Source organism: Parabacteroides sp. merdae-related_45_40 (assembly GCF_001915675.1).
Genome location: NZ_MNQY01000036.1, coordinates 41,196 through 66,413, shown reverse-complemented (window position 1 = coordinate 66,413; position 25,218 = coordinate 41,196). Strand labels below are relative to the sequence as shown.

Below are 25,218 nucleotides of genomic sequence, written 5' to 3'. Positions count from 1 at the left end.
TTACCATGAAATCTGAAGATATTTCACGTCGCTCGTTCCTGAAACGGGCAGCCGCCCTTTCAGCTGCGGCAGCAATTCCTTCTTTTTGGATTCCGTCTAAGGCCAATGCCATGCCGGGTGTTCCTTTTGTCAGTGCCAACGAAAAAGTGAGAATCGCTTTTATCGGTATCGGTAACCGTGGAGGCGAGATCGCACAGGAACTGTATAAAACCGGTTTGTGCGAAGTGGTTGCACTTTGTGATGTGGATATGGGTGCACCTCATACTCAGAAACTTATTTCCATGTTCCCGAAAGTGCCGCGTTTCCAGGATTTCCGCCAGATGTTCGACAAGATGGCCGACAAGATCGATGCTGTTACAGTCGGTACACCGGACCATTCCCATTTCCCGATCACGATTGAGGCGATGGCTCATGGAAAACATGTATATGTGGAAAAACCGATGGCCCGCACCTTCCAGGAAATCGAAGTGATGATGCGTGCCGAAAAGAAATTCGGTGTCGTTACCCAGATGGGTAACCAGGGACATTCCGAAGCCAACTACTTCCAGTTCAAGGCATGGAAAGAAGCCGGTTTGATCAAAGACGTCACTGCTATAACAGCTCACATGAACTCTCCGCGCCGTTGGCATAACTGGAACCCGAACATCACGCACATGCCAATGGGTGAACCAGTTCCCGAAACATTGGATTGGGACACTTGGTTGGGTGTTCGTCCGTTCCACGAATATAATCATGACTACCATTTGGGACAGTGGCGTTGCTGGTACGATTTCGGTATGGGCGCATTGGGCGACTGGGGGGCTCACATCATCGATACCGCACACGAATTCCTGGATCTCGGTCTGCCGACGGAAGTAAATCCGTTGTATCTGAAAGATCATAACCCGTTCTTCTTCCCGATGTCTTCCCGTATCCTGTTCAGATTCCCGGAAAGAAAAGAAATGCCGGCTGTCGATATTACCTGGTATGACGGTCTGGATAATATTCCTCCTGTTCCTGAGAACTACGGTTCTTCCGATGTCGATCCGAATATCCCGACGGTTGCCGGTGGCAAACTTCAGTTGGCAAAATTGAACCCGGGTAAGGAAATCTATACGAAGACTTTGACATTCAAGGGTGGTTCTCATGGTAGTACCTTGTCTGTGATTCCTGATCAGGTAGCCAAGGATATGAATCCGAAGTTGCCGGAATATCAAAAGAGCCCGTCCAACCACTACGCAAACTTCCTATTGGCTTGCCAGGGCAAGGAAAAGACTCGTTCTCCGTTCTCTATCGCAGGTCCGTTGAGCCAGGTATTCTGTCTTGGCGTGTTGGCACAGCGCATGAACCGCAAGATCGTGTTCGACCGCGACACGAAGCAGATCGTGAACGATCCGGTTATGAACCAGATGCTGGTTGGCGAAATGCCGCGTAAAGGCTGGGAACAATACTACAATATTTAATGACGTCGGTAGGGGCGAGGTCTACTCGTCCTCTCATAAAGATAGTTTCTAAGATCGTTATTCATAACGGTTGATTGTTTGAGAAGGCAAGCTTGTCGGGTAAGCTTGCCTTTCTTTTTTGATTATCTTTGCACCTGTAATACGCAGGGAACATGAATATATTTGAAGGATATGTGGGTATTCGCTTATGGGACGGGCAGTTGGTGGATGATGTCATCTTCTCCCTGCTGTTATTCCTGTTTATTGTCTTTTCCTTTGTGTTCCGGACGAATTTCCAACTGTTTGTGAAGATGCTGAAAGATGCTTTTCTCGTGAAGGAAAGGCAGAATCTATTTGACGATGTAATAGGGAAGAGCATATTCTTTTTCCGCAATTTTATGACATTCCAAGTCTTGTTCCTTTCAAGTATCGCCCTGATTGCGGTCGGCAGGATATACGGATTTGTGAATTATGCGGAATGGCAGGCGGTTTTATCGGCGATCGGAACGGTTTTTTGTGTTTTATTCCTGTTTTATCAGTTTAAACAATGCTGTTATTACCTCCTGGGCAGCGTGTTTTCCGACCCAGATAAGTATAAGTTATGGAAGACGAGTTATAATGCTATTATGGGGATTTGGGGAGTATCTTTATACGTTCCGGTGTTGTGGTTGGTGTTTGTCGGGACATACGTAACTATACCGATAGTAATGTTTTGTATTCTCTATATTTTGTGTCGTTTTGTAATAATTTATAAGACAATACGGATATTTCACAAGAAAAGCACTGGTTTATTGTATATAAGTTTGTACCTTTGCGGCCAAGAAATTTTACCTCTGGTATTTTTGTACGAAGGTATGGTTTATTTGTATAACTTTATCGAGACAAGTACTCTATGGCATTGAACATCAAAAAGTTGCTGGTATCACAACCGAAGCCTGCATCCGAGAAGTCCCCGTATTTCGACATTGCAGAGAAGTATGGAGTTGAGATTGACTTCCGTCCATTCATTAAAGTAGAACCTCTTTCATCTAAGGAGTTCAGACAGCAGAAAATTTCTATTTTGGATCATACGGCTGTTGTTTTCACGGCCCGTACGGCGATCGATCATTTCTTTCACCTGTGTGAGGAGCTGCGTGTTGCCATTCCCGAAACGATGAAGTATTTCTGTATGACTGAGGCCATTGCCGTATATTTGCAAAAATATATTGTGTATAGGAAGCGTAAGATCTTTTTTGGACAGACCGGAAAGCTGGATGATCTGGTTACAGTTATCGGCAAACATGCAAAAGAAAAATATCTTGTGCCCGTTTCCGACGTGCATAAAGATGATTTGTTAACTATGTTGGAAGCGAAAAAGATTTCTTTTACGAAAGCTGTTATGTACCGCACCGTAAGCAATGATTTCTCTAAAGACGAGAAATTCGACTATGATATGCTGGTATTTTTCAGCCCTTCGGGAATTTCCTCTCTGTTGAAGAACTTCCCGAATTTCAAACAAGAAGATATAAAGATCGGATGTTTCGGCCCGACAACAGCCAAAGCGGTGAAAGAGGCCGGTTTGCGTCTGGATGTGGAAGCGCCGACTCCCGAAGCTCCGTCTATGACGGCTGCCCTGGAATTGTATCTGAAAAAAGAGATGGGTAGTAACAAAAAGAATGGTAAATAGAAGGTATACCCTTTCAAAAGAAGAACGTCTGTCGTGGAAACGTTACATTGACCTGTTGTTTGCAAAAGGGCAATCGTTTGTGGCGTTTCCACTGCGGGTCGTTTATTTAGCGGTGGAAGAAGAGACATTAGCTCCAGTGTCTATCTTGGTGAGTGTTCCCAAAAAAAAATTCAGGCGTGCCGTAAAAAGGAATCTGATCAAACGTCAGGTTCGCGAAGCCTATCGGGTACGCAAATATGATCTGATCGATCCGCTGACGGGAAAAAACAAGCGTATGCTGGTTGCTTTCCTTTATTTGGACAAGGAAATCCATCCTTTTGCCGATATGGAAAAAGCCATGACAAAAGCATTGAACGTACTTCGCGACAAGGCATGATAAAGCGTTTTTTTACTTTCCTTCTGTTGTTGCCGGTCTATTTTTATAAATATTGCATTTCTCCCATGACGCCGGCATCGTGCAGGTACACGCCTACTTGTTCCGAATATGCCGTGCAGGCTCTCAAAAAACATGGTCCGGTAAAGGGATTGTATTTAGCAGTCAAACGTATTCTTCGTTGCCATCCTTGGGGAGGAAGCGGATATGATCCTGTACCGTAAAGTATGGTTTATTACGATATACATACTCACCATTTGCCCGTTCATCCGGAAGATGCCGCTATAGTTAACAGTCTGGTTCCTACGTTCGACGTGGGAACGGGGTTGTTCCGTTCTGTCGGCATTCATCCCTGGTATATATATAACGTGGAAGAACAGCTTGCCGAATTGAAGCGGCAGGTCTCATTTCCGGATGTAGTGGCTATTGGCGAAACGGGCTTGGATAAAGGTGCGGAAGCTCCGTTGGACTGTCAGCGGGAAATCTTTAGGGCGTCGGCCTCTCTTGCCGAAAATGCCGGCATCTTTTTAATCATTCATTGCGTGAAAGCTTGGGACGAACTGATAGCCTCGAAAAAAGAACTAAAGCCCCGTGTGCCGTGGATTATACACGGTTTTCGTGGTAATGCCACATTAGCCGGGCAACTTATCCGGCAGGGTTTTTACCTCTCCTTTGGCGAGTATTTCAACCCCGGAGCCGTACGTGAAGCATGGCCCGGCCGTTTGTTCGCCGAAACGGACGATCGCGAAATCGATATCCGAACTGTCTACCGGAACCTTTCGGTTTCCTTGAATCTCCGGCTTGAACAGTTCGCCGGACAGATTGCCGAAAACGTCCGCGACATCCTTCATCTACCTTAAATCATTGTTATACCCTAATTTTCAATTCTCAATTCTCCATTTTCAATTATAAAGTCGTACCTTTGCCCGCATTCAATTAATACTATAATCTAAAACGATGAATTTTGTTGAAGAATTAACATGGAGGGGCATGATCGCTGATATGATGCCCGGAACAGAAGAACAGTTGCAAAAAGAGATGACTTCTGCTTATGTAGGTATTGACCCGACGGCTGACTCATTACATATCGGTCACCTGGTATCGGTTATGATGCTGAAACATCTCCAACGTGCAGGACACCGTCCTATTGCTCTGGTCGGCGGAGCTACCGGTATGATCGGAGACCCTTCAATGAAGTCGGCGGAACGTAACCTGCTCGATGAAGCGACGCTTCGTCATAACCAGGATAGCATTAAGAAGCAGTTGTCCAAGTTTTTGGATTTCGATTCGGACGCGCCTAATGCTGCCAAGTTGGTAAACAATTACGACTGGATGAAGGATTATTCTTTCTTGAATTTTATCCGCGATATCGGTAAGCATATCACTGTTAACTATATGATGGCTAAAGAATCTGTTAAAAAACGCCTGAGCCGCGAATCTTCTGTCGGTATGTCGTTTACGGAATTCTCTTACCAGTTGCTTCAGGGATACGATTATATGTATCTGTATGAACACGAAGGCTGCCGCTTGCAAATGGGAGGAACCGACCAGTGGGGTAACATCACGACCGGTACGGAGCTGATCCGCCGTAAGTTGGGTGGTGAGGCTTTTGCTTTGACCTGCCCGTTGATTACGAAAGCCGACGGAGGCAAGTTCGGCAAGACTGAGTCTGGCAACGTTTGGTTGGATCGCCGTTATACATCTCCTTATAAATTCTACCAGTTCTGGCTGAACGTGAGCGATGCCGATGCTGCCAAATATATCAAGATCTTTACCGATCTGCCCAAGGAAGAAATTGATGCCCTGATCAAAGAACAGGAAGAAGCACCGCATCTCCGTCCGTTGCAGAAACGTTTGGCAAAGGAAGTGACGGTCATGGTTCATTCCCAGGAAGATTACGATGCTGCTGTCGAGGCTTCCAATATACTGTTCGGAAACTCTACGTCGGAAGCATTGAAACATTTGGATGAACAGACATTGTTGGATGTGTTCAACGGTGTTCCCCAGTTTGAGGTTTCCCGTGAAGAGTTGAGTGCCGGTGTTAAAGCGATCGACCTGTTCACTGAAAAGGCGGCAATTTTCCCGTCGAAAGGCGAAATGCGCAAGTTGGTTCAGAGCGGCGGTATCAGTGTAAACAAAGAGAAACTGACGGATCAGGATATGGTTATCGACTGCTCTTCCCTGTTGGATGAGAAATATTTGCTGGTTCAGAGAGGTAAGAAGAATTACTATTTACTGATCGTAAAATAAGAAACTGTTTGGATTTTTTACAAAAAATGCTTGCAAGGTAAGATTTTATTCTTACCTTTGCATCGCTTTAGATAAAGCGCCGGATTGTCTCATGGTGTAATGGTAGCACTACAGTTTTTGGTTCTGTCTGTCGAGGTTCGAATCCTCGTGAGACAACTCACAGAGCAAAAGGGTCGGAATGAAAGTTTCGGCCCTTTTTGTTTTTGTGGCGGGAAATCTTTCTTCTTGTATCATTTCTGCATGATTAATTCTCAAATTTGTAAGTGGCGGACGACGGTATATCCATATATTTGTGCATTGGATATCATGGAAATTCAGTTGATCTTAATGTTATGAAGTATTATTGTCTGTTACTCTCTTTCCTTTGGGGATTTGTGTTTTTTGTTTCGGGACAGGAAAGAATATCTGTCTGCAATCTTCGGTGTGAATATCTGGAAGATCCGGTTGCAGTGGAGAATGAAAAGCCCTTGTTGAGTTGGCAGTTGCAATCCTCCGGGCAAGCGAAAAGTCAGACAGCCTACCGTATCCTCGTGGCAAGCTCTCCTTCTTTGCTAGCTGAAGGAAAAGCGGATTTTTGGGATTCCGGGAAAATAACATTTTCCCGTTCCAGCCAGGTAGGATATGAAGGGAAACCGCTTGATTCCAGGCAAACGCTTTACTGGAAAGCGATGGTTTGGGATGAAGCGGGAGAGGCTTCGCCTTGGAGTGAAACAGGGAGATGGACGATGGGATTGTTGGAACCGTCTGATTGGACAGCCCGGTGGATCGGCAACCGGGAAGACGCTTATCCCGACTCGACGTTGACTACTCCGGCTCCTTATTTCCGTAAAACATTCCGGATAAACAAGTCGGTCAAACAGGCGAAAGCCTATATATGCGGACTGGGCTTTTATGAAATGTACCTGAATGGCGAAAGGGTAGGCGACCAGGTATTGGCTCCCGCCGTTACCAATTTCGATCGTCGTCCGCTCAAAAAGATGTTGTATTTCTTTGATGATCAATCTAACCAAAGGGTTCTCTATAATACGTTCGATGTCACGTCTTTGGTGCAGAAAGCGGAGAATACGGTTGGAGTTCTGTTGGGAAACGGCTGGTATAACCAGCGTGACCGGACGGTGGAAGGTTGTATGTGGTACGATACGCCCCGGCTGTTATGCCAGTTGGAGATAGAATACACTGATGGATCGACGGAACTGGTTGTTACGGATGATAGCTGGAAAACAACGACCGGCCCTTTACTGCATGACGCCATATTCACAGGTGAAGAATATGATGCCCGGCTAGAGCTGGACGGCTGGAACCGGAACGGGTACAAGGATTCTTCCTGGAAGAAAGCCCTTTTGGTAAGGGCGCCGAAGGGTAGTCTGCATGCTCAACTTGCCCCTCATGAGAAAATTATCCGGATATTGCAGCCGGTAAGCTGCGAACAAAAGGACGATTCTACTTATTGGTATGCATTTCCGGAGATGATTTCCGGCTGGGCGCATATAAAAGTGCAAGGCAATGCCGGTGACCGGATCAAGCTTCGTTTTGTCGGAGAGGAAAAAAATGATTTCGGACAAGTGGACCTCTATACGTTGCGGGGCGGTGGAGTGGAACAATGGGAACCGCGTTTTACCTGGCACACGTTCCGCTATATCGAAGTCATATCCCGACAGGTCAGGATGAACAAGGAAAGTCTGGTTGCAAAAGTCGTGCATACCGATCCGCAGCCTACCGGAAGTTTCAGTTGTTCGAACGAATTGTTTAATAAGATCAACGAAGTCTACTTGCGGACGCAGAAGAATAACTTTCACGGCAGTATCAGCAGTGATTGCCCGCACCGGGAACGGTTGGCTTATACTGGAGACGCGCAGGTGGTCGTGGAAAGTTCTATCTTATCTTTCGATATGACGCAGTTTTACCGGAAATGGTTTGACGATATGGGGGATGCCCGGAATCGGAAGAGCGGTTATGTTCCGCATACCGCACCTTTCGGTGGTGGAGGAGGTGGTCCGGCATGGGGATCGGCTTATGTGATCATGCCCTGGGCCTATTATTGTTATTATGGCGATACGGTTTTGTTGAACCGTCATTATGAAGGTATGAAACAATGGGTTGCCTATCTGGGAACAAGGACCGACGCCCGTGGAATCATCGTCCGGGAAGAGCCAGATGGCTGGTGCCTGGGGGATTGGTGTGCACCGGGGAAGAAGATGGAACTGCCCGAACCGTTGGTCAATACGGCTTATTACTATCATTCGGCAGACTTGATGTCGAAGGTTGCGGCTGTCTTGGGGAAAGAGGAAGACAGACTGCACTTTGACCGGCTGTGCACACGGATCAGGCAGGATTTCAATACTGTCTTTTTCAACCCGTCGACCCATCATTATTGGGAAGGGCGACAAGGTGCGGATGTATTCCCGCTGGCTTTCGGAATGGTGCCGGAAAGTGAAAAGGAAGCCGTGTTCAACACTTTGCTCGCTCATCTGGACAGTATAGGAAATCATTTTGACACAGGTATCATGGCAACGCCTTTGCTCTTGAAAGTATTGAGTGATAACGGACGTGCCGATATTGCTTTCCGGTTGATGAACCAGCGCGAGATACCGGGGTTCGGGTATGTGATGGATGACCGTTATTCTTGTTTATGGGAGCGATGGGAAGGAAAGGCATCCCGTTGCCATCCGATGTTCGGCAGTGTGGTGGCTTGGTTTTACCGGACACTTGCCGGAATCCGTTATGATGAAGCGGAGCCGGGTATGAAGCACATTGTCATCGCTCCTCAACCGGTGGGCGGCCTCACTTATTGCAGCGGATCGTATCAATCCCTGTACGGTCCCGTCCGCTCGGACTGGAGGATAGAAGCGGATTCGTTTGAGTTGACAGTCGAGGTACCCGCCAATACGACTGCCACGGTTATCTTGCCGGACGGCAAGATATACAGAAATGTCGGATCGGGCATCCATCGGTTCGCGTCGCCCCTTATGTCGGATCGTTGAACCAGATAGAAGGGAAAATTCCTCATCCGGCAGTGCTTATCGAGGTCAGTTTCTTTTATTTGTTGGGTTTTTGGTTGTGAAGTGCTGTCTTTAAACTGACAAAGAACCTTTGCTATGATATTATGACGTGCCGATAGGAAAATGAGAATGACCTTTCTGTTTTTGTAGGAGGATGCGACAAATATATCCTGCGAGAGCATCTTGAAAAAGATAAAAAACTTGTATGTTTGTAGGGATAAAAACAGAAATGCGAAATGAAGACATTAGTACATACCGACAAAGAACTGATTGAAGCGACCATTAAGAAGTGTGATATCTGTTATGTGGGACTGGCCGATACGGATGGGACTCCCTATGTATTGCCGATGAACTTTGGCTATCGTGATGGTGTTATATACCTGCATTCGGCACAGGAAGGACGGAGTATTTCCATTTTGGAACGGAATCCGCGTGTCTGCATTACATTTAGCACGGACCATGATCTCGTTTTCCAGCATCCGGAGGTCGCTTGTAGTTACCGGATGCGCTCCAAGAGCGTGATTTGCTGGGGTGAAGTCCACTTTGAAGAAGATTTCGATAAAAAAACGGAAGCTTTGGATATCATTATGAAACAGTATTCGGATAAGGAATTCCGCTATTCCGATCCGGCTGTGAAGAATGTCAAAATATGGATTGTGGAAATGGACGAAGTGACCTGCAAGGAATTCGGGGCACCGCATAATAAGCTGAAAATTGGAAGTTAAAAATTGAAAATTGACGTTGCCGGGTGGTTTGTCTTTTTGGATAAAGCGTTGTATGATGGGCAAATAATTGTCAATTGTCAATTGTTAATTGTCAATTTCTTCTTACTTTTGTTGCCAAATATGATATTGCTGAATAATGGGATTGCAAAAGCATAGCAAGGTCTTGAATGATACAGTTGAGATGCTCTCGGACGAGGGGTCTTACCATCAACTGTTTCATGCTTACCGCGATGAAGAGGCGCTTCCTTCGGGTGAGGTGCTGAAAGAGATCGTAGATTTATGCCGGGCAATCCTTTTCCCCGGTTATTACGGGAATGCACGGATCAGCAAGCAGACCATCCGTTTTCATACCGGCGTGAACGTCGGAACGTTGCATACGCTGCTTTCCAAGCAGATTTATGCAGGGCTTTGTTTTGCTGATACTGCCTGTGTTTCTTGTCCCGAAGAAAAGATCCTTACCGAGGCGGAAAAACTGTCGGAAGCCTTTATCCGTACGCTTCCCGAAATGCGCGCCTTGTTGGCGACGGATGCCGAGGCTGCTTTCAACGGTGATCCTGCTGCTCAGAACATCAACGAAGTTATTTTTTGCTATCCCGGTTTCCGGGCTGTCTGCAACTATCGTATTGCGCACCAGCTATACCGGTTGGGCGTTCCCTTTATTCCCCGCATGATTACTGAAATGGCCCATTCGGAGACTGGTATCGATATCCATCCGGGGGCGGAGATCGGACACTATTTCTCGATTGACCACGGGACGGGAACCGTTATCGGTGAGACCAGTGTTATCGGGAACCACGTCCGTATCTTCCAAGGAGTCAGTCTGGCAGGAGAGAAACTGCCGCCTGACGAAAACGGGAATGCGATACGCGGTGTGCCGCGTCATCCGGTGTTGGGCGATCATGTGACTGTTTATTCCAATGCCACATTGTTAGGGCGTATTCGTATTGGCGAAGGAGCTACGATCTGTGGCAACGTCTGGATCACGGAAGATGTTCCGGCGGGAGCAACCGTGAGCCAGCAGACAATTAATAAAGTCAGTTGACTGCCAGTGAAGTCATAGAACAAAGAATAATTAATAATTAAAATAGAATTACTAATAAACGATGAGGAATCATTGTTAACTTTCAACTTAAAATGAGCGAAACATTTGAAATGGTGGCTAAGACCCTTTACGGGTTGGAAGAAATCCTGGCCGGCGAGTTATTATCTTTAGGTGCCAACGATATACAGATTGGCCGCCGGATGGTTTCCTTTACCGGGGATAAGGAAGTGCTTTACAAAGCCAACTTCTATTGCCGTACGGCATTGCGTATCTTGAAGCCTATCTATCACTTTAAAGCTAAAGACGCCGATACTGTCTACAAAGAGGTTAAGAAGGTGAAATGGGAAAACTACATGTCTTTGGACAAGACGTTTGCCATCGACTCTGTAATCTACTCTGAAGATTTCAATCACTCCAAGTTTGTTGCTTATCGTACGAAGGATGCGATCGTGGATTATTTCATGGAGAAGGATCAGAAGCGCCCCTCTGTCCGTGTAAACAATCCGGATCTGTATATCAATATTCATATTTCACATAACGACTGTACGCTCTCTATCGACAGTTCGGGCGAGAGCTTGCATAAACGTGGTTACCGCGTGGACCAGACGGAGGCTCCGTTGAATGAGGTGTTGGCTGCCGGTATGATCTTGAAAACAGGCTGGAAAGGCGAATCGAATTTCGTCGATCCGATGTGCGGTTCCGGTACGTTGCTGATCGAAGCGGCGATGATCGCCTTGAATATTGCGCCGGGCGTGCATCGTAAGGAGTTTGCTTTCGAGAAATGGATCGATTTCGACCAGGAACTGTTCGACCGTATCTATAACGACGAGAGTCAGGAACGTGAGTTTAATTTCAAATGTTATGGTGCCGATATCAATCCGGCGGCGATCGAGATTGCCGAGAAGAATATCCGTAGTGCCGGCCTGATGAAATATATCGAACTGAGGACCCAGCCGTTCCAGCAATGCACGGAGGCTCCCCAGCCGGGCATCATGGTGACCAATCCCCCTTATGGAGAACGTATTTCCAGTCGTGATTTGTTGGGGTTGTACAATATGATCGGTGAACGTGTCAAACATGTGTTTACTGGCTATAAAGTATGGATTCTGAGTTATAAGGATGAATGCTTCGACAAGATCGGCTTGAAACCGAGTGAAAAGATGAAGCTTATGAACGGATCGTTGGAATGCGAATACCGTTGTTACGATATATTCGAAGGAAAAATCAAAGACTATAAGAAAGCACTGAACGAAGAAGGTGAAGCACGTCCTTCCCGTCCGGAAAGACCTTCTTTCGAACGTAAGCCGGACCGCTCGTCACGTCCGAATTTCCGTACCGACCGCATGGATCGTCCCGCCCGCCGTTTTGCTGCCGCGCATGCTGAGGACGACAATGAGCGGACGCCTTTTATCCCCGGCAAACGCTATTTCGGCGATGACCGCGCAGATGGCCGTCCGGCTCGTAGGGATTTTGTCGGCAAACGTCCTGTCAAGAGACATTTTAAGGATGACGAGGAGTTTGGCGGTAAGAAAAAGTTCGGTGACCGTTCGTTTAAGAAACCATTCAAAAGAAGAGGAAAGGATGATTTTGAGGATTAATATTTTAGGTGTATTATGTGCTTTGGCACTTATAAATCCGTTGTCGATGATGGGACAAGACAAACAGTTTACTTTGCATGACTTGATTCCCGGTGGAAAGACGCAAAGTCGTTTTGTGCCTCGCAACTTGAAACAGTTGCAGTGGTGTGGAGACACATATCTGTATGTCAAGGGTGACAGCATGATGAGTGGAGAATCGACAAAGGCGGTGAAAGTCGCCTTTACCCGCCAGCAGTTGAACGAAGCGCTTGCGGTGGCTGGCGCGCAGTCGGTTGGCGGTATGCCCTTCTTCTCGGTTCCTTACAAAGATCAGCCGGTGCTTGCTTTTAATGCCAAGCACCATCGTTTCCATTACGATTTTGTGGAAAACAGGATTGTAAGCATGTATGATCTGAATGGTTCCTGGGAGAATTTAGACTTTTGTCCGGCCAACGGTTATTTGGCTTTTACGGAGGAGGACAACCTGAAAATCCTTTCGCCGGATAACGCTGTCAGTATCGTGACGGACGAAACAGCTGAAGGTGTTGTTTGCGGGAAGTCCGTTCATCAGAACGAGTTCGGTATCCATAAAGGGACTTTCTGGTCTCCGAATGGTTCGGCGCTGGCTTTCTACCGGATGGATGAAAGCATGGTGACGGATTATCCGTTTGTCGACATTACTGCCCGTTGCGCGAAAGCCGAACCGCACAAATATCCGATGGCTGGGATGAAAAGCCATGAGGTGACAGTCGGTGTCTACAACCTGGCGACCGGAAAAACCGTCTGGTTGAAAACCGGATTACCGAAGGAAAAGTATCTGACGAATATTACCTGGAGCCCGGATGAAAAGAGCATTTATATTGCTGAACTGAACCGGGATCAGAACGAGATGCACCTGGTACGCTATTCTGCCTTGACAGGTGATAAAGAGGCGGATTTGTTTACCGAAAAGAACGAACATTATGTAGAGCCGCAACATCCGGTGCTTTTCCTGCCGAACAATCCGGATCAGTTTATCTGGCAGAGCCGGCGTGATGGTTATAATCATTTGTATCTGTATAATACGAAGGGAGAACTGTTGAAGCAGTTGACGGAAGGCGAGTGGGAAGTCCTGGACATCCTCGGTTTCGATATTAAGGGAAAGGCGTTGTTTTTCTCTTCCACAAGGCCGTCAATGCTGAGCTCGTTCAGTTATGGTGATGCTCTGTATGTCGGAACGTCACGCCTGGATCTGAAAAAGGGAACTTCTTACGAATTGACTTCGGGAGGTTTGCAAGGAGTTCATGCTACGCAACTGAGTGCTTCCGGTAAATATTTGATCGACAGTTATTCAGCTCCCGATGTCCCACGTGAAATTTCGATTATCGACGGACAGAAACGTGAAACTTTACGGACGTTGTTGACGGCGAAGAATCCGTACGAAGGTTATGCGATGCCGGAAATCGTTACCGGAAAAATCAAGGCGGCAGATGGTGTCACCAATTTGAATTTCCGTCTGGTAAAACCTGTCGGTCTGGATGAGACGAAGAAATATCCGACGATCGTCTATGTGTACGGCGGCCCGCATGCCCAGTTGGTAACAGGCGGATGGAAGAACGGTGTAGGCGGTTGGGATATCTATATGGCTCAACGCGGATATGTGGTTTTTACGCTCGATAGTCGGGGATCGGCAAACCGGGGACAGGCTTTCGAAAATGTCATACATCGTAATTTGGGTGTGAACGAGATGGCAGACCAGGTAAAAGGCGTTGAGTTTCTGAAATCACTTCCGTATGTCGATGCCGACCGTATCGGTGTGCACGGATGGAGCTACGGCGGCTTTATGACGACGAACCTGATGTGTTCGTATCCGGAACTGTTCAAAGTGGGGGTTGCCGGTGGTCCGGTGATCGACTGGAGCAACTACGAGATTATGTATGGCGAGCGCTATATGGACCGTCCGCAGGACAATCCGGAAGGTTATAGGAATGCCAACCTGAAATTGAAAGCAGGTAATCTGAAGGGACATCTGCTGTTGATCCACGGAGATATCGATCCGGTTGTTGTTTGGCAGCACAGCCTGGGATTCCTGAAAGCCTGTGTGGATGCGGATACATATCCCGATTATTTCGTTTATCCCCGCCATCTGCATAATGTGATTGGTAAAGACCGTCCGCATCTGTATGAGAAGATAACGCGCTACTTTGACGACTACCTTAAGGATTGACAATTGACAATTGAGAGAAAGAACAAAAATGAAATAACAAAGAAAACAATAACCATTAAAAAAAGATGATTGGGAAAGGATAATGACAAGTAATTGTCAATTGTCAATTGTCAATTGTCAATTATAAAAAAATGAATATTCTTTTATTAGGCTCAGGCGGCCGCGAACATGCAATAGCCTGGAAGATTGCTCAAAGTCCGAAAGTGGATCAGTTATTCATCGCTCCCGGTAATGCAGGTACTGCATTGGTAGGCACGAATGTAAATATCAAGGCCGACGATTTTTCTGCTATCAAGGAATTTGCTTTGGCAAATCATATCGGTATGGTGGTGGTAGGTCCGGAAGATCCGCTGGTGAAAGGGGTGTATGATTATTTCAAGAACGATGTCGCCCTGGCAGGTATTCCCGTGATAGGCCCTTCGAAAGAGGGAGCGCAACTGGAAGGCAGCAAGGACTTTGCGAAGGCCTTCATGATGCGCCACAACATTCCGACAGCTCGTTATAAGAGTATTTCTGCCGGAAATTTAGAAGAAGGATACGCTTTCCTGGAAGAATTGCAGGCTCCCTACGTATTGAAGGCCGATGGTCTGGCTGCCGGTAAAGGTGTGCTGATTCTCGACACGCTCGAAGAAGCAAAGAAGGAGCTGGACGATATGCTGGGGGGTATGTTCGGTGATGCCAGCAAGACGGTCGTGATCGAAGAGTTCCTGGACGGTATCGAATGTTCCGTGTTTGTGATGACGGATGGCGAGAGCTACAAGGTGCTTCCGGTGGCAAAAGACTATAAGCGTATCGGCGAAGGCAATACAGGTTTGAATACAGGTGGAATGGGAGCCGTTTCTCCGGTTCTTTTTGCCGATGAGACGTTTATGCAGAAGGTGGACGAGCGTATTATCCGTCCGACGATCGAAGGGCTGAAAGCGGAAAATATCGACTATAAGGGTTTCATCTTCCTTGGTCTGATCAATGTGAAGGGCGAACCTATGGTGATCGAATATAATTGCCGCATGGGTGATCCGGAAACGGAAGTTGTCATGTTACGTATCCAAAGCGACTTGGTTGAACTGTTGGAAGGTGTGGCCGAAGGTAATTTGGGCAGTCGTACATTGGTTCACGATCCGCGTGCGGCCGTAACAGTCATGCTGGTAAGCGGCGGTTATCCTGAAGCGTATGAAAAAGGGAAGGTTATCAGTGGCCTGGATAAGGTTCCCGCCGAAAACATCATTTTCCACGCAGGGACAAAAGCTGCCGATGGGCAGATCCTGACCAGTGGCGGTCGTGTCATCGCTGTCAGCTCTTACGGAGCCGACAAGGAAGAAGCCCTTGCCCGATCTTTCGCCGGTGCCAAGCTCATCGATTTCGAAAAGAAATATTTCCGTAGTGATATCGGATTCGATTTATAAATTGTTGTCATAAATGCTGATTTATAGGGTGAGCTAACAGACGATTCAAGCCTTGTGTGTTGCAGGCTCTCTTTTGCCTCGTCTGTTGGCTCGCATGTAAGTCAGCATTTATCTATTCCTGATCAGAAATGCGAGTAGCTTATAACAAATATTCCCGTCGATTCGACTTCTCCGCGCCACCGACATTCGTGCCGGTCTTATTGGCATGTATTGCCTGTTGGGTGGTCAGTTATTTGTACTCCGTGGGCTATCCTGTCTATGGCGAGGTTTCGGCTACTCCTCTCTGGAATACGATTTGCCAGACATTGCCAGGCAAGGAGTTTACCTATATTATCGGGATGACGTTGATGTTCGGAGGGGCTTTCCTATTGCATCGTGCGAACTATGTACTGGTGTTGATACGGGAGAAGACGATGCTGCCCTTCCTCTTCTATGTCCTGTTCATCAGTACGAATCCCGACTTCTTTCCTTTGAAATCGACTTCGGTCGGTGTTTTCTGCCTGATTCTGGCAATTTACCAACTGTTCACGACCTATCATGATCCCGGGGCGAGAGAGAAGGCCTACAGTGCCGCCTTGCTGATCGGTATAGGCAGTCTGCTTTGGGTTCATTTGCTGTGGTTTTTGCCGTTGTTCTGGCTGGGGATGTATAATTTCCGTTCGCTGACGTCCCGTACCTTTATCGCCTCTTTGTTAGGGGTGGCGACAGTATATTGGTTCCTGTTGGGGTGGTGTGTCTGGCAACGGGATTTCACGCCGTTCAACGTCCCTTTCTCGACGCTTTTCAAGGTGCGCCTCTTGGCGACGGACGGAATAGTGTTGCTGGATTGGATCAGTATCATGGCGATTGCCCTGTTGACAGTTGTCGCTTCCCTGAATATTGTCATGCACGATACGGAGGATTCGCTTCGCTCCCGTCAGTTTCTCTCGTTCCTTATTGCGATGTCCGTATGGGCGTTCAGCCTTTATTTCCTCTATGATCAGGTTTCGGAAGAATTTTTGGAAACAGCTTGCGTGCCAGCCTCTATCCTGATCGCTCATTTCTTTACGGTGACACGTGGCAAGATCGTGTTTTGGTCGTTTTTTACAACTGTGGCAGTCCTGGTTGCCACTCTATTCATTCGTATATGGAATTTCTTATAGAATACGGATATATCGGTGTGTTCATCGCCTCTTTTTTGGCTGCTACCGTTTTGCCGTTCAGCAGCGAGGTCGTTCTAACCGGAGTGTTGTTGGCGGGAGCGGCCTACTGGCCTTGTATGATTGCGGCTACGTTAGGTAATTTCTTAGGTGGCATGAGTTGTTATTGGCTGGGTATGCTGGGCAAGGTCGAATGGATAGAGAAATGTCTGAAACTGGATGCCGTCAAATTGCAGAAAGTGCAGGATTGGATAAAAGGGAAAGGTTCCTGGATGGGCTTTTTCGTTTTCCTTCCCGGTATAGGCGATTTTATCGCCGTGGCGCTCGGTTTTCTCCGCGCCAATATCTGGATCGTGGCTGTCTCGATGTTTCTCGGAAAGGCGATCCGATATTGGGTTTGGATGGAATTTGTCTATAAAGTACAGGGAATGTTCTGATTATTCCACTTTGACATATATTTTCGTATACACCTCGTTATGGCGGGCGTAAATGGCATAATTTCCCCGGATGTCGCTCCACGAAGGCAGAAGTGTGACTTTCAGTATGCCGCCTTCGGTCGTAATCTGAAAGAGGTCTTCGAGGTCGCTATCGTAGCTGAACTCCGTGTCTTTGGGAAATTCCCGGACAATCTCGTCTTCATAACCGCTTACCACTGTCCCGATCGTGCTGTCGTAGGCGGGTAACCCGTCTGCTTCGGGATTGATCAGGGCAAACTGGATGACAGCGCCTACTCTTTTCTCCTCTTTCATGATCTCGGATCCGACATAGAATTGGTAGTAGTCTCCTGCCAGCGCCAATGCGAATTTTCCCGATGGAAATTGCTTCACGGCTTCTTCCTTGAAAGCTTGGTAGAGGTGTCCCGGCGTTACGGCTGCTTGATAAACCAATCCATTGCCGACTTGGGGCGGAATGACTTTTCCAATCCCTTTCGACGGACCGATTTCGGCGATCAGGCATTCGTTTGTTTGAAAGTTGTTTGCCGCGTTGATATAGATGTCCGAATTGCCCAGACGGGTCGCTCCATTCTCCACATCGAGCATGTTCAAGGTTGTTGCATTGTTGATTTCAGGAGCCGAATCGTCGTCCGAACAAGAAAAAGCCGGTAACAGGAATGCTGCCAGCAAGAGCTGGAACAAGAAATTCTTTTTCATTTCTTCTTTATTTATAAGTTAGACAATAGGTAAAACATGCACAAAGGTATTTATATTTTCCTGAAAAGCTAATCATTCCCTTTATATTTCGCCCGCCAATGGGACGGAGGTATGCCGACACGCTCGATGAAGGCGCGACTGAAGGTTTTCACCGAACTGTAGCCCATTTTCGTCGCCACTTTGCCCAAAGGCCAGTCCGTATGGAGCAGGACGTCGCGGATGGCCACCCAACGGTAGGCTTCGAGCCATTCGTCTGTAGTCACCCCGGTCAGTACCCTCAGGCAGCCGGACAGATCGACTCGCGAGACGCCTAATTTTTTTGCATAGAAAACCGGATCATGATTCATATAATGATGAACCATCGAGGCGAAAAGGTCCAAAAATTCGTTGCCCGTTCGTTTATGGAAAATGATACCCGATTGTACGCCTTGCCAGCGTTCCGCTTCGGTCGCTTCCCGGCCACAGAAGGAGATAAAGATATCTTTGGGAGTGTATAGGGGGTATTTTGTGTCCATTTTTGTATATATTCGTTTGTTTATAGCTTATACAAGACCGACGGATTCGTTCAAGGGGTAATTAGAGAACGAATCCGCAGGTTATAATTCGTTAACCGGATAATTGTAGAATGAATATGGGAGTTATGATTCATTCGCTAAATGCTCGTTAAACGAATCTGTTGATCGTAATTCGTTCTGCAATTAATTGAGAAACGAATCCGCTATTCTGCCAGCCATTTGTTAATCTGTGTCAGTATCTTTTCCTTCATGTCTTCGGGCATGTTGCCGATACGGGCGCGGTGGCTGCCTCCGGGTTGGATGTAGACTTGTTCGTTTACCTTGCCTTTGAAGATCGGGACGCGGGTGGCGCTCCACGGGTCTACTTCGCCATAGATAAAGATCATCTTCGGATCGTTGTCACGGAGGAAATCATAGACTTTGTGGTAAAGTTCGGGGCGGTATTCAACTTTGTCGACCAGCTCTTTCGGCAGCATGATGCGGTTCAGGTATCCCCGGCTGCTGTCGATTGTCAGGTATTTCCTGAACGGTTTCGTGTCATAGCCGTAATAACCCAATTCGCGGGCAGCTTGTACGAAGAAGGAGATATTCGGCTGGTTTTCGGCAAAATAGTCGGGTCCGCTGATGTCAACCAAATGATAAAACAGTGTCTTTGCATCGGATGTGAGCGGCGGGATCACGCTGGTCGGCGTACCCCATTGCCAGAGGGCGAACGGGTATTCCAGGACGCAATAATCCAATACTTCGGCTATCGGAATGCGGAATTCCAGCTTCTTGTCCTTGCAGAACTTTTCCAGCATCGGGACGATTTCGTCCTTGTGTTTCAATATTTCAATCTGGAAAGCTTCGATCTTCTGACGGTCTTTCTTCGTGCCTACTTTGCGGAGGAACGGTTCGTGGCGCCCGTCTTCCACACCGCGGTTCAAGGGGGCTACGTAGGGGACGGAGAAGTCTACGTCGTCCGGAAACCAGGCACGGTACAGGCAAGTGGTTTGTCCGCCTTTGCTGATGCCGGTGCTGACCCATTTACCGGTGTACAGCTCTCGGAATGTTTGGTTGACGTTATGCAGGTCGTAGGCCGAGTTCTCTGCCGTCAGGTATTCCCAGTTACAGGGGGTCGGGGTGGATTCGAGGAAATAACGGTATTCCACGAATACCATATTGGCATCGAGCAGCTTCGACAGCTCTTCCTGATAACGAGGGTTCAAGGCATACGCCGCACCATATCCTTCCGTGACCAATATGGTCGGGCGGTCGAAACCGACGTGGGCGACGATCACGCGTTGCGTGAATGTTCCGGCTGCCGGGTTCTTATGGTCGACAGGCTGTGTGATGCGTACGAGATATTTCTCGGCATAATGGTCCGATTCCAGCTTCTCGATGCCGCTGATTCCTTTCAGCCCTTCCAATTTCTTTTGTAATTCCTGTGCGTAACCTGCAAATGCGACTGTCAGCATCAACAGGAATGCGACGAGGCATGGCGATAAGGTTTTCAATGTCCTTCTCATGGTATTAATCTTTTAAGTTATGTATATTTCGTATCAATCCTTCGTATTTGGCTCTTTTGACCGCCGATTTGGCAAATATACGATTATAATCCTCACGGGAAAAGACCTTTAGATCCTCTTTTCGAAGAGAAAGCAAAGTCGGTTTCGGACGGAATGCCTCTATTTGGGTCGGGCGGGCGAAACGGTTCCAGGGGCAGACCTCCTGGCAGGTGTCGCAACCGTAGAGGCGGTTACCGAGTCGGGAAGCCTGTTCGGCGGGGATTTCTCCGCGGTTCTCGATGGTGAGATAGGAGAGGCATTTGCGGGCATTCAGGTGGCGGGGGCCTTCCAGTGCTCCTGTCGGGCAGGCATCCAGGCAACGGCTACAACTGCCGCAACGGTTCTTCTGCGGTGTGTCGTACTGGTCCGCTTCGAGGGTGGTGACGATTTCTCCCAAGAAGAAGAAAGAGCCTTTTCCGGGAATAATCAGGTTTGTGTTCTTCCCGATCCATCCCAGTCCGGCTTTCCAGGCCCAATAGCGTTCGAGGATGGGAGCTGAGTCGGTGAAAAAGCGGGCGGCTGTTACGTCTGCCTGTTCCGTTCCCGCGCTTGACGCGGGATCGCAAAAGAACAGCCCGTTGCGATCCATACCTTTCCCGTCCGTCTCTATGCGATCCCGCGCGGGGCGCGGGAACAGGGCGGTCCATAGCTCGCTCAACATCTCTTTGACGACGAGATGGTAATCCTTCCCGTAGGCGTAGTAGGCGATATGGGGCGCTTCGGGTGGAAGTTTCTGCTCCGGATAATAGTTCAACGCCACGGATATGACTGTCTTGGCTCCTTCCACCAATCCGGCGGGATTCAACCGGATCTCGCGATGGTTCTCCATATACGCCATCCCTGCATGGTTGCCCTCCTTCAGCCATCTGTCAAAAAATAAGGCCTCGCTGTCTGCGGCCGCTACTTGTGCGATCCCGCAGGCATCGAAGCCGATCTCTTTTGCTTTCTCTTTTATTTCGATAGCTGGAAGCATATTAAAACACTTTGAACTCATACCCTTGTTCCTGTAGCCATTCGATGGCCCTGGGCATCGCTTCGCGCATGTTGCGTTCGGCTTTCAGCGAGTCGTGAAAGACGATTACGGAACCGTTGCGGGTATAGTTCTTCACCACGTTGAAGACACCGTTCGGTGTCATGTGCGGACTGTAATCGCGCGTCACCACGTCCCACATGATGATCCGGTAATGCCTCCTGAGTCCTACCACCTGTGGGAAACGCATGTGTCCGTGGGGCGGACGGAACAGGTCGCTTTTTATATATTCGGCAGCCTTTTCCACATTCGCCAGATAGTTCTTGGTCCAGAAGCGGATACCTTGAATATGGTTGAAAGTGTGATTGCCTACACGATGCCCCCTGTCCAGTACCATCTGGTAGATGTCCGGATGTTTGCGGACGTTGTCCCCGACACAGAAGAAGGTCGCCTTCACGCCATATTTGTCTAATATATCCAATACCCAAGGGGTAACCTCAGGGATCGGGCCATCGTCGAAGGTGAGATATACACACTTCTTCTTTGCCGGAATCCGCCAGATTACCCCTGGAAACAGAGCCCTGTAAAACCAGGGCGGTTGTTCTATAAACATATCTATTCTCTGCGCACCGATTCGTAAGCCATACGGTAGTTGTCAAACTCTTCCTGGTATTTCTTGTTGAATTCGGGGTTGTAATGTTTGTTGATTAACAATACTTGATTCAAAACCTGCATGTCCTGTAACAATTCTGTTTCTACGGACGCCAACTGCACCGGGTTCAAGCGGAAGTACCAGTTTATGTTACGCATCATGTTATCGGCGATGCCTGTAAATATTTCTGCCGCTTTTTCTTTCTGGCCCAGCACATAATAGAGTTCACCGGTTGAAAGAGCCGTGTAGTCGAGCGGGACATTTTCCGGCGGCAACACCTGCATACATTTGTCCAATACTTCCAAAGCCTTGTCGTTCTTGCCTTCTTTCACCAATGCTTCTGCCAACTTGTTGAACAGCATCATGCGGTAGCTCTTGCACATGCGCATTACGTTTTCGTCGATGTAAACGCCTGGCTTGTCTACGCCGCCCCATTTGAATTTGTTCATCACGTTGTCGTACATTTTGTCGGTGTTGACTGCTTTGTTGGCATTTTTCGGAACGACCTGGTAAGCGAGACCTGTCTGTTCGAAGTAGCCGTCCAGGTTGACGAACTGATCCGGGCTGACCGTGATCGCGTAGTACATAGGACGTTCGAAGTTGTTGGTCTGCAACATGTCGAGGATCGTCAGTTCCTGTTTACCCAGCGCATTCTTTCCGGCGAGGTTGATCATCATCTGGTCTACCATGCCGTCTGTCTTACTGCCTAAGATCTTGGCGCCGGCGACCGAGTCGACTTTGTAGTACAGTTTGTCGGCCGGGATATAATCGAGTTCCTGGTTGATACCCGGAATCTTCTTGAACTTCGGATCATCGCTGCGGACAAAGTTCAAGGCCGTGTTCAGGTCGATCGAATCTTTTGTCAGCGGGAATACATAAGCTGCATCGCGGGTCCCTTGTATATACTGGTCGCGTGTCCAGGTGATCGGCAGCGGAGCGGACTCGTAAGCCTGTTTCTTCATCTGGTCGATATACCAGTCTGTTTGCAGGTAGCTGGTGTTACATACGCGAACATCGGTACGGACGCCTTCTACCTCCTGGGCATACCACAAGGGGAATGTGTCGTTGTCGCCGTTGGTGAAGATGATGGCATTCGGCTCGCAGGATTCCAGATAGTTAGAACCGAAATCACGGCAGACATAGCGGCCTGAACGGTCGTGGTCGTCCCAGTTTTGTCCGGCCATCTGGATAGGTATGAACAAGCAAAGCACGGTTGCCACCGATCCGGCGATGACCGGATTCAGTTTGCCGTATCGCTCCAGTCCCTTTGCCAGTGCCGCGACACCGAACCCGATCCAGATACAGAACGCATAGAACGATCCGGCATACGCATAGTCTCGTTCACGCGGCTGATATGGCGTCTGATTCAGATACAGAACGATAGCCAGACCAGTCATGAAAAACAGGAAGAAAGTCACCCAGAAACTCTGGATTCCTTTTTCGCCCGAATAAGCCTGGAACAGCAAACCTAAAATACCTAACAGCAACGGCAGCATATAATAGACATTGTGCCCTTTATTATTGATAATATCGAACGGCATATCTTTCTGCGGGCCCACCAGAACTTCGTCGATAAACGGAATGCCGGTAATCCAGTTGCCGTTCAGCACCTCTCCATTTCCCTGGATGTCGTTCTGACGGCCGGAGAAGTTCCACATGAAGTAGCGCCAGTACATAAAGTTCAACTGGTAGGAGAAGAAGAACTTCAGGTTTTCCGCGAATGTCGGTTTCATTACGCTCTTCATCTCTCCGCAATAGTTATATTTCACCGGTTGGCCTTTTACCTGCGCCCATTCCTTATAGGCCTGTACATGGCGCGGATCGGAGCTGTACATACGCGGGAACAGCATGTTCAGTTCGTCGACATATTTGTATTCCTGATCGGTGCGGGACACGAAATAACGGTCTTTCTCGTTTTTGTCCTTCTTGATCACACGGCTCCAGGTCGGTTCGCCTTCTGTCGTGACAGGTACGCAGCTTCCTCCCTGGTTTTCGCGCTGTACTTCCGAAACGTAGGTCTGCCCATAAAGAAGCGGGGTTTTACCGTACTGTTCACGTGCCAGATAGGTACGCAACGTAAAGATATCGCTCGGCGCGTTCTGGTTCATCGGCGTATCGGCCGTTGCACGGATCAGTGTCAGTGCATACGAAGAATAGCCTACAACGACTACCATCAGGCAGACCAGGATCGTATTCAGCGTCTTGATATCCACCTTCTTGCTCTTGAACAGGTACAGGCTTAATGCAGCAGTCAGAATGACCGCCAAAACATAACCGCTACCGATAAACGGAATACCGATCAATACGACCGACAGGATGAAAGCGATCTTCATGCGTGTCGGATGGATCTCGTCGCGCATGGTTTCCCAGATAGACCAGATCAACACGCCTGCCACAATGATCACATAAGCGAATACCCCGGAATTGTAAGGCATGCCTAAGACATTGACAAACAACAGTTCGAAATAGCCGCAAACCTCGACCAGCCCCTGTACGACACCATACATCATCAGCGCAACGATGGCGAAGGAAGCGAGCAAAGCAACCAATGTACCCTTCATCGTCGGGTTCGGGAATTTCTTATAGTAATATACCAGCACGATAGCCGGGATACACAGCAAGTTCAGCAAGTGGACACCGATACTCAACCCCATCAGGTAAGCGATCAGTACGATCCAACGGTCTGCATGTGGTTTGTCGGCAACAGCTTCCCACTTCAGGATTAGCCAGAAAACAACGGCTGTAAAGAGTGATGAATAGGCATACACTTCTCCTTCCACGGCACTGAACCAGAACGTATCACTGAATGTATAAGCCAGTGCTCCGACCAGACCGCTACCCATAACGGTAATCATCTGGCCTAAAGACGCTTCTTCTCCGTCTTTCACCATGATCTTGCGGGCAAGGTGAGTGATACTCCAGAAAAGGAACAAGATCGTCAGTCCGCTAAACAAGGCGGACATCGTATTTACCATCTTCGCCACTGTGGACGGATCGGATGCAAGTTGTGTGAACAGGTTGGCCGTCAACATAAAGAACGGTGCTCCGGGCGGATGCCCTACTTCCAGCTTGTAAGCTGAAGAAATGAACTCACCGCAATCCCAGAAGCTGGCAGTGGGTTCCATAGTCATCAAATAGACGGTTGAAGCGATCGCAAAAACGATCCAGCCCAACACGTTGTTGATCAATTTATACTTTCCCATACTTTGTATAAAGTGTAATAATTAATTGTCTTAATTCTGTATCCTCACACGGATAGTTGGCCGCAAAGGTAAGCATTTACGTTTAATACCAACGTCCTGATACGCTATAAATTGTGTGGAAGAGATTAGAAATATATTAAAAGAATCCGTTGAATGACAGTCTGAAATCTGTCAGTTTGCCGACATTCGGATGGTGGCAAACTGACATTTGCGGACAGGATTCCATTTAAACTACTCTGTTTACCGTCCCTTCGAGTAAGGCGTTATTATAGTTTGTGTCAACAGCCGCCTGTACTGCACCTTGTCGGCTGTAATGTTATATGCGAATCCGGCCAGACTGTTGCTTGCGGATTTTTCAGCCTCTCGTTCGAAAATGAAC

At 47.9% G+C, this 25,218-nt stretch carries 21 protein-coding genes; 15 read left to right on the top strand and 6 right to left on the bottom strand.

The window, feature by feature from the left end; genetic code table 11:
* Window positions 1–5 precede the first annotated feature (5 nt).
* From BHV83_RS03245 to BHV83_RS03175, 15 genes are all read left to right on the top strand, one after another.
* On the top strand, window positions 6–1,442 hold the full coding sequence (locus tag BHV83_RS03245; RefSeq protein ID WP_119216232.1) for a Gfo/Idh/MocA family oxidoreductase: 1,437 nt from the start codon (window positions 6–8) through the stop codon (window positions 1,440–1,442).
* Window positions 1,443–1,594: 152 nt separating this feature from the next.
* Window positions 1,595–2,323: a DUF4271 domain-containing protein gene (locus BHV83_RS03240; protein WP_005639714.1), complete on the top strand. Its 729-nt coding sequence runs from the start codon at window positions 1,595–1,597 to the stop codon at window positions 2,321–2,323.
* Window positions 2,320–3,087 carry a uroporphyrinogen-III synthase gene (locus BHV83_RS03235; protein ID WP_036608063.1) on the top strand — a complete coding sequence of 256 codons (768 nt, stop codon included), beginning with the start codon at window positions 2,320–2,322 and terminating at the stop codon, window positions 3,085–3,087. Before BHV83_RS03240 ends, BHV83_RS03235 begins: the two co-directional genes overlap by 4 nt.
* Complete coding sequence (gene rnpA / locus BHV83_RS03230; RefSeq protein ID WP_005639719.1) at window positions 3,077–3,463, top strand: ribonuclease P protein component; 387 nt, start codon at window positions 3,077–3,079, stop codon at window positions 3,461–3,463. The genes BHV83_RS03235 and rnpA overlap by 11 nt, the downstream gene beginning before the upstream one ends.
* Window positions 3,463–3,684 (top strand): membrane protein insertion efficiency factor YidD, encoded by a 222-nt coding sequence (yidD, locus tag BHV83_RS03225; RefSeq protein WP_036723952.1) that lies wholly within the window; start codon window positions 3,463–3,465, stop codon window positions 3,682–3,684. The genes rnpA and yidD overlap by 1 nt, the downstream gene beginning before the upstream one ends.
* 3 nt (window positions 3,685–3,687) lie before the next feature.
* On the top strand, window positions 3,688–4,320 hold the full coding sequence (locus BHV83_RS03220) for a TatD family hydrolase (RefSeq protein ID WP_119216231.1): 633 nt from the start codon (window positions 3,688–3,690) through the stop codon (window positions 4,318–4,320).
* Between the two features lie 97 nt (window positions 4,321–4,417).
* Window positions 4,418–5,710 carry a tyrosine--tRNA ligase gene (gene tyrS, locus BHV83_RS03215; protein ID WP_005639725.1) on the top strand — a complete coding sequence of 431 codons (1,293 nt, stop codon included), beginning with the start codon at window positions 4,418–4,420 and terminating at the stop codon, window positions 5,708–5,710.
* 332 nt (window positions 5,711–6,042) lie between these two features.
* The gene (locus tag BHV83_RS03210; RefSeq protein WP_286756234.1) at window positions 6,043–8,691 is read left to right on the top strand and encodes a family 78 glycoside hydrolase catalytic domain; all 2,649 of its coding nucleotides are present in this window, start codon (window positions 6,043–6,045) and stop codon (window positions 8,689–8,691) included.
* Window positions 8,692–8,945: 254 nt separating this feature from the next.
* Window positions 8,946–9,434 (top strand): pyridoxamine 5'-phosphate oxidase family protein, encoded by a 489-nt coding sequence (locus tag BHV83_RS03205; protein ID WP_005639730.1) that lies wholly within the window; start codon window positions 8,946–8,948, stop codon window positions 9,432–9,434.
* 136 nt (window positions 9,435–9,570) lie between these two features.
* Window positions 9,571–10,476, top strand: a complete 906-nt coding sequence (locus BHV83_RS03200; RefSeq protein ID WP_046451526.1) for a serine O-acetyltransferase — start codon at window positions 9,571–9,573, stop codon at window positions 10,474–10,476.
* A gap of 92 nt (window positions 10,477–10,568) precedes the next feature.
* Window positions 10,569–12,074, top strand: coding sequence for a THUMP domain-containing class I SAM-dependent RNA methyltransferase (locus BHV83_RS03195; protein ID WP_005645251.1), 1,506 nt, complete (start codon window positions 10,569–10,571; stop codon window positions 12,072–12,074).
* A complete protein-coding gene (locus tag BHV83_RS03190) occupies window positions 12,058–14,259 on the top strand; it encodes a S9 family peptidase (protein ID WP_122205526.1) in 2,202 nt (733 codons plus the stop codon). Before BHV83_RS03195 ends, BHV83_RS03190 begins: the two co-directional genes overlap by 17 nt.
* Window positions 14,260–14,390: 131 nt before the next feature.
* Complete coding sequence (gene purD, locus BHV83_RS03185) at window positions 14,391–15,662, top strand: phosphoribosylamine--glycine ligase (protein WP_119216229.1); 1,272 nt, start codon at window positions 14,391–14,393, stop codon at window positions 15,660–15,662.
* A gap of 128 nt (window positions 15,663–15,790) precedes the next feature.
* Window positions 15,791–16,804: a hypothetical protein gene (locus BHV83_RS03180; protein WP_286756226.1), complete on the top strand. Its 1,014-nt coding sequence runs from the start codon at window positions 15,791–15,793 to the stop codon at window positions 16,802–16,804.
* Complete coding sequence (locus BHV83_RS03175; RefSeq protein WP_286756224.1) at window positions 16,789–17,238, top strand: YqaA family protein; 450 nt, start codon at window positions 16,789–16,791, stop codon at window positions 17,236–17,238. The genes BHV83_RS03180 and BHV83_RS03175 overlap by 16 nt, the downstream gene beginning before the upstream one ends.
* On the opposite strand, the gene BHV83_RS03170 is transcribed toward BHV83_RS03175, so the two are convergent.
* The 6 genes from BHV83_RS03170 to BHV83_RS03145 form a co-directional block, all read right to left on the bottom strand.
* Window positions 17,239–17,952 (bottom strand): DUF5036 family protein, encoded by a 714-nt coding sequence (locus BHV83_RS03170; RefSeq protein ID WP_005639739.1) that lies wholly within the window; start codon window positions 17,950–17,952, stop codon window positions 17,239–17,241.
* Between the two features lie 68 nt (window positions 17,953–18,020).
* Complete coding sequence (locus BHV83_RS03165) at window positions 18,021–18,467, bottom strand: helix-turn-helix domain-containing protein (RefSeq protein WP_122205525.1); 447 nt, start codon at window positions 18,465–18,467, stop codon at window positions 18,021–18,023.
* A 203-nt stretch (window positions 18,468–18,670) separates the two neighbouring features.
* The gene (locus BHV83_RS03160) at window positions 18,671–19,975 is read right to left on the bottom strand and encodes a S28 family serine protease (protein ID WP_122205524.1); all 1,305 of its coding nucleotides are present in this window, start codon (window positions 19,973–19,975) and stop codon (window positions 18,671–18,673) included.
* 4 nt (window positions 19,976–19,979) lie between these two features.
* On the bottom strand, window positions 19,980–20,987 hold the full coding sequence (gene queG / locus BHV83_RS03155) for a tRNA epoxyqueuosine(34) reductase QueG (protein ID WP_022321242.1): 1,008 nt from the start codon (window positions 20,985–20,987) through the stop codon (window positions 19,980–19,982).
* A 1-nt stretch (window position 20,988) separates the two neighbouring features.
* Window positions 20,989–21,597, bottom strand: coding sequence for a polysaccharide deacetylase family protein (locus BHV83_RS03150; protein ID WP_005639748.1), 609 nt, complete (start codon window positions 21,595–21,597; stop codon window positions 20,989–20,991).
* 2 nt (window positions 21,598–21,599) lie between these two features.
* A complete protein-coding gene (locus BHV83_RS03145; RefSeq protein ID WP_286756218.1) occupies window positions 21,600–24,839 on the bottom strand; it encodes a DUF2723 domain-containing protein in 3,240 nt (1,079 codons plus the stop codon).
* Window positions 24,840–25,218 lie beyond the last annotated feature (379 nt).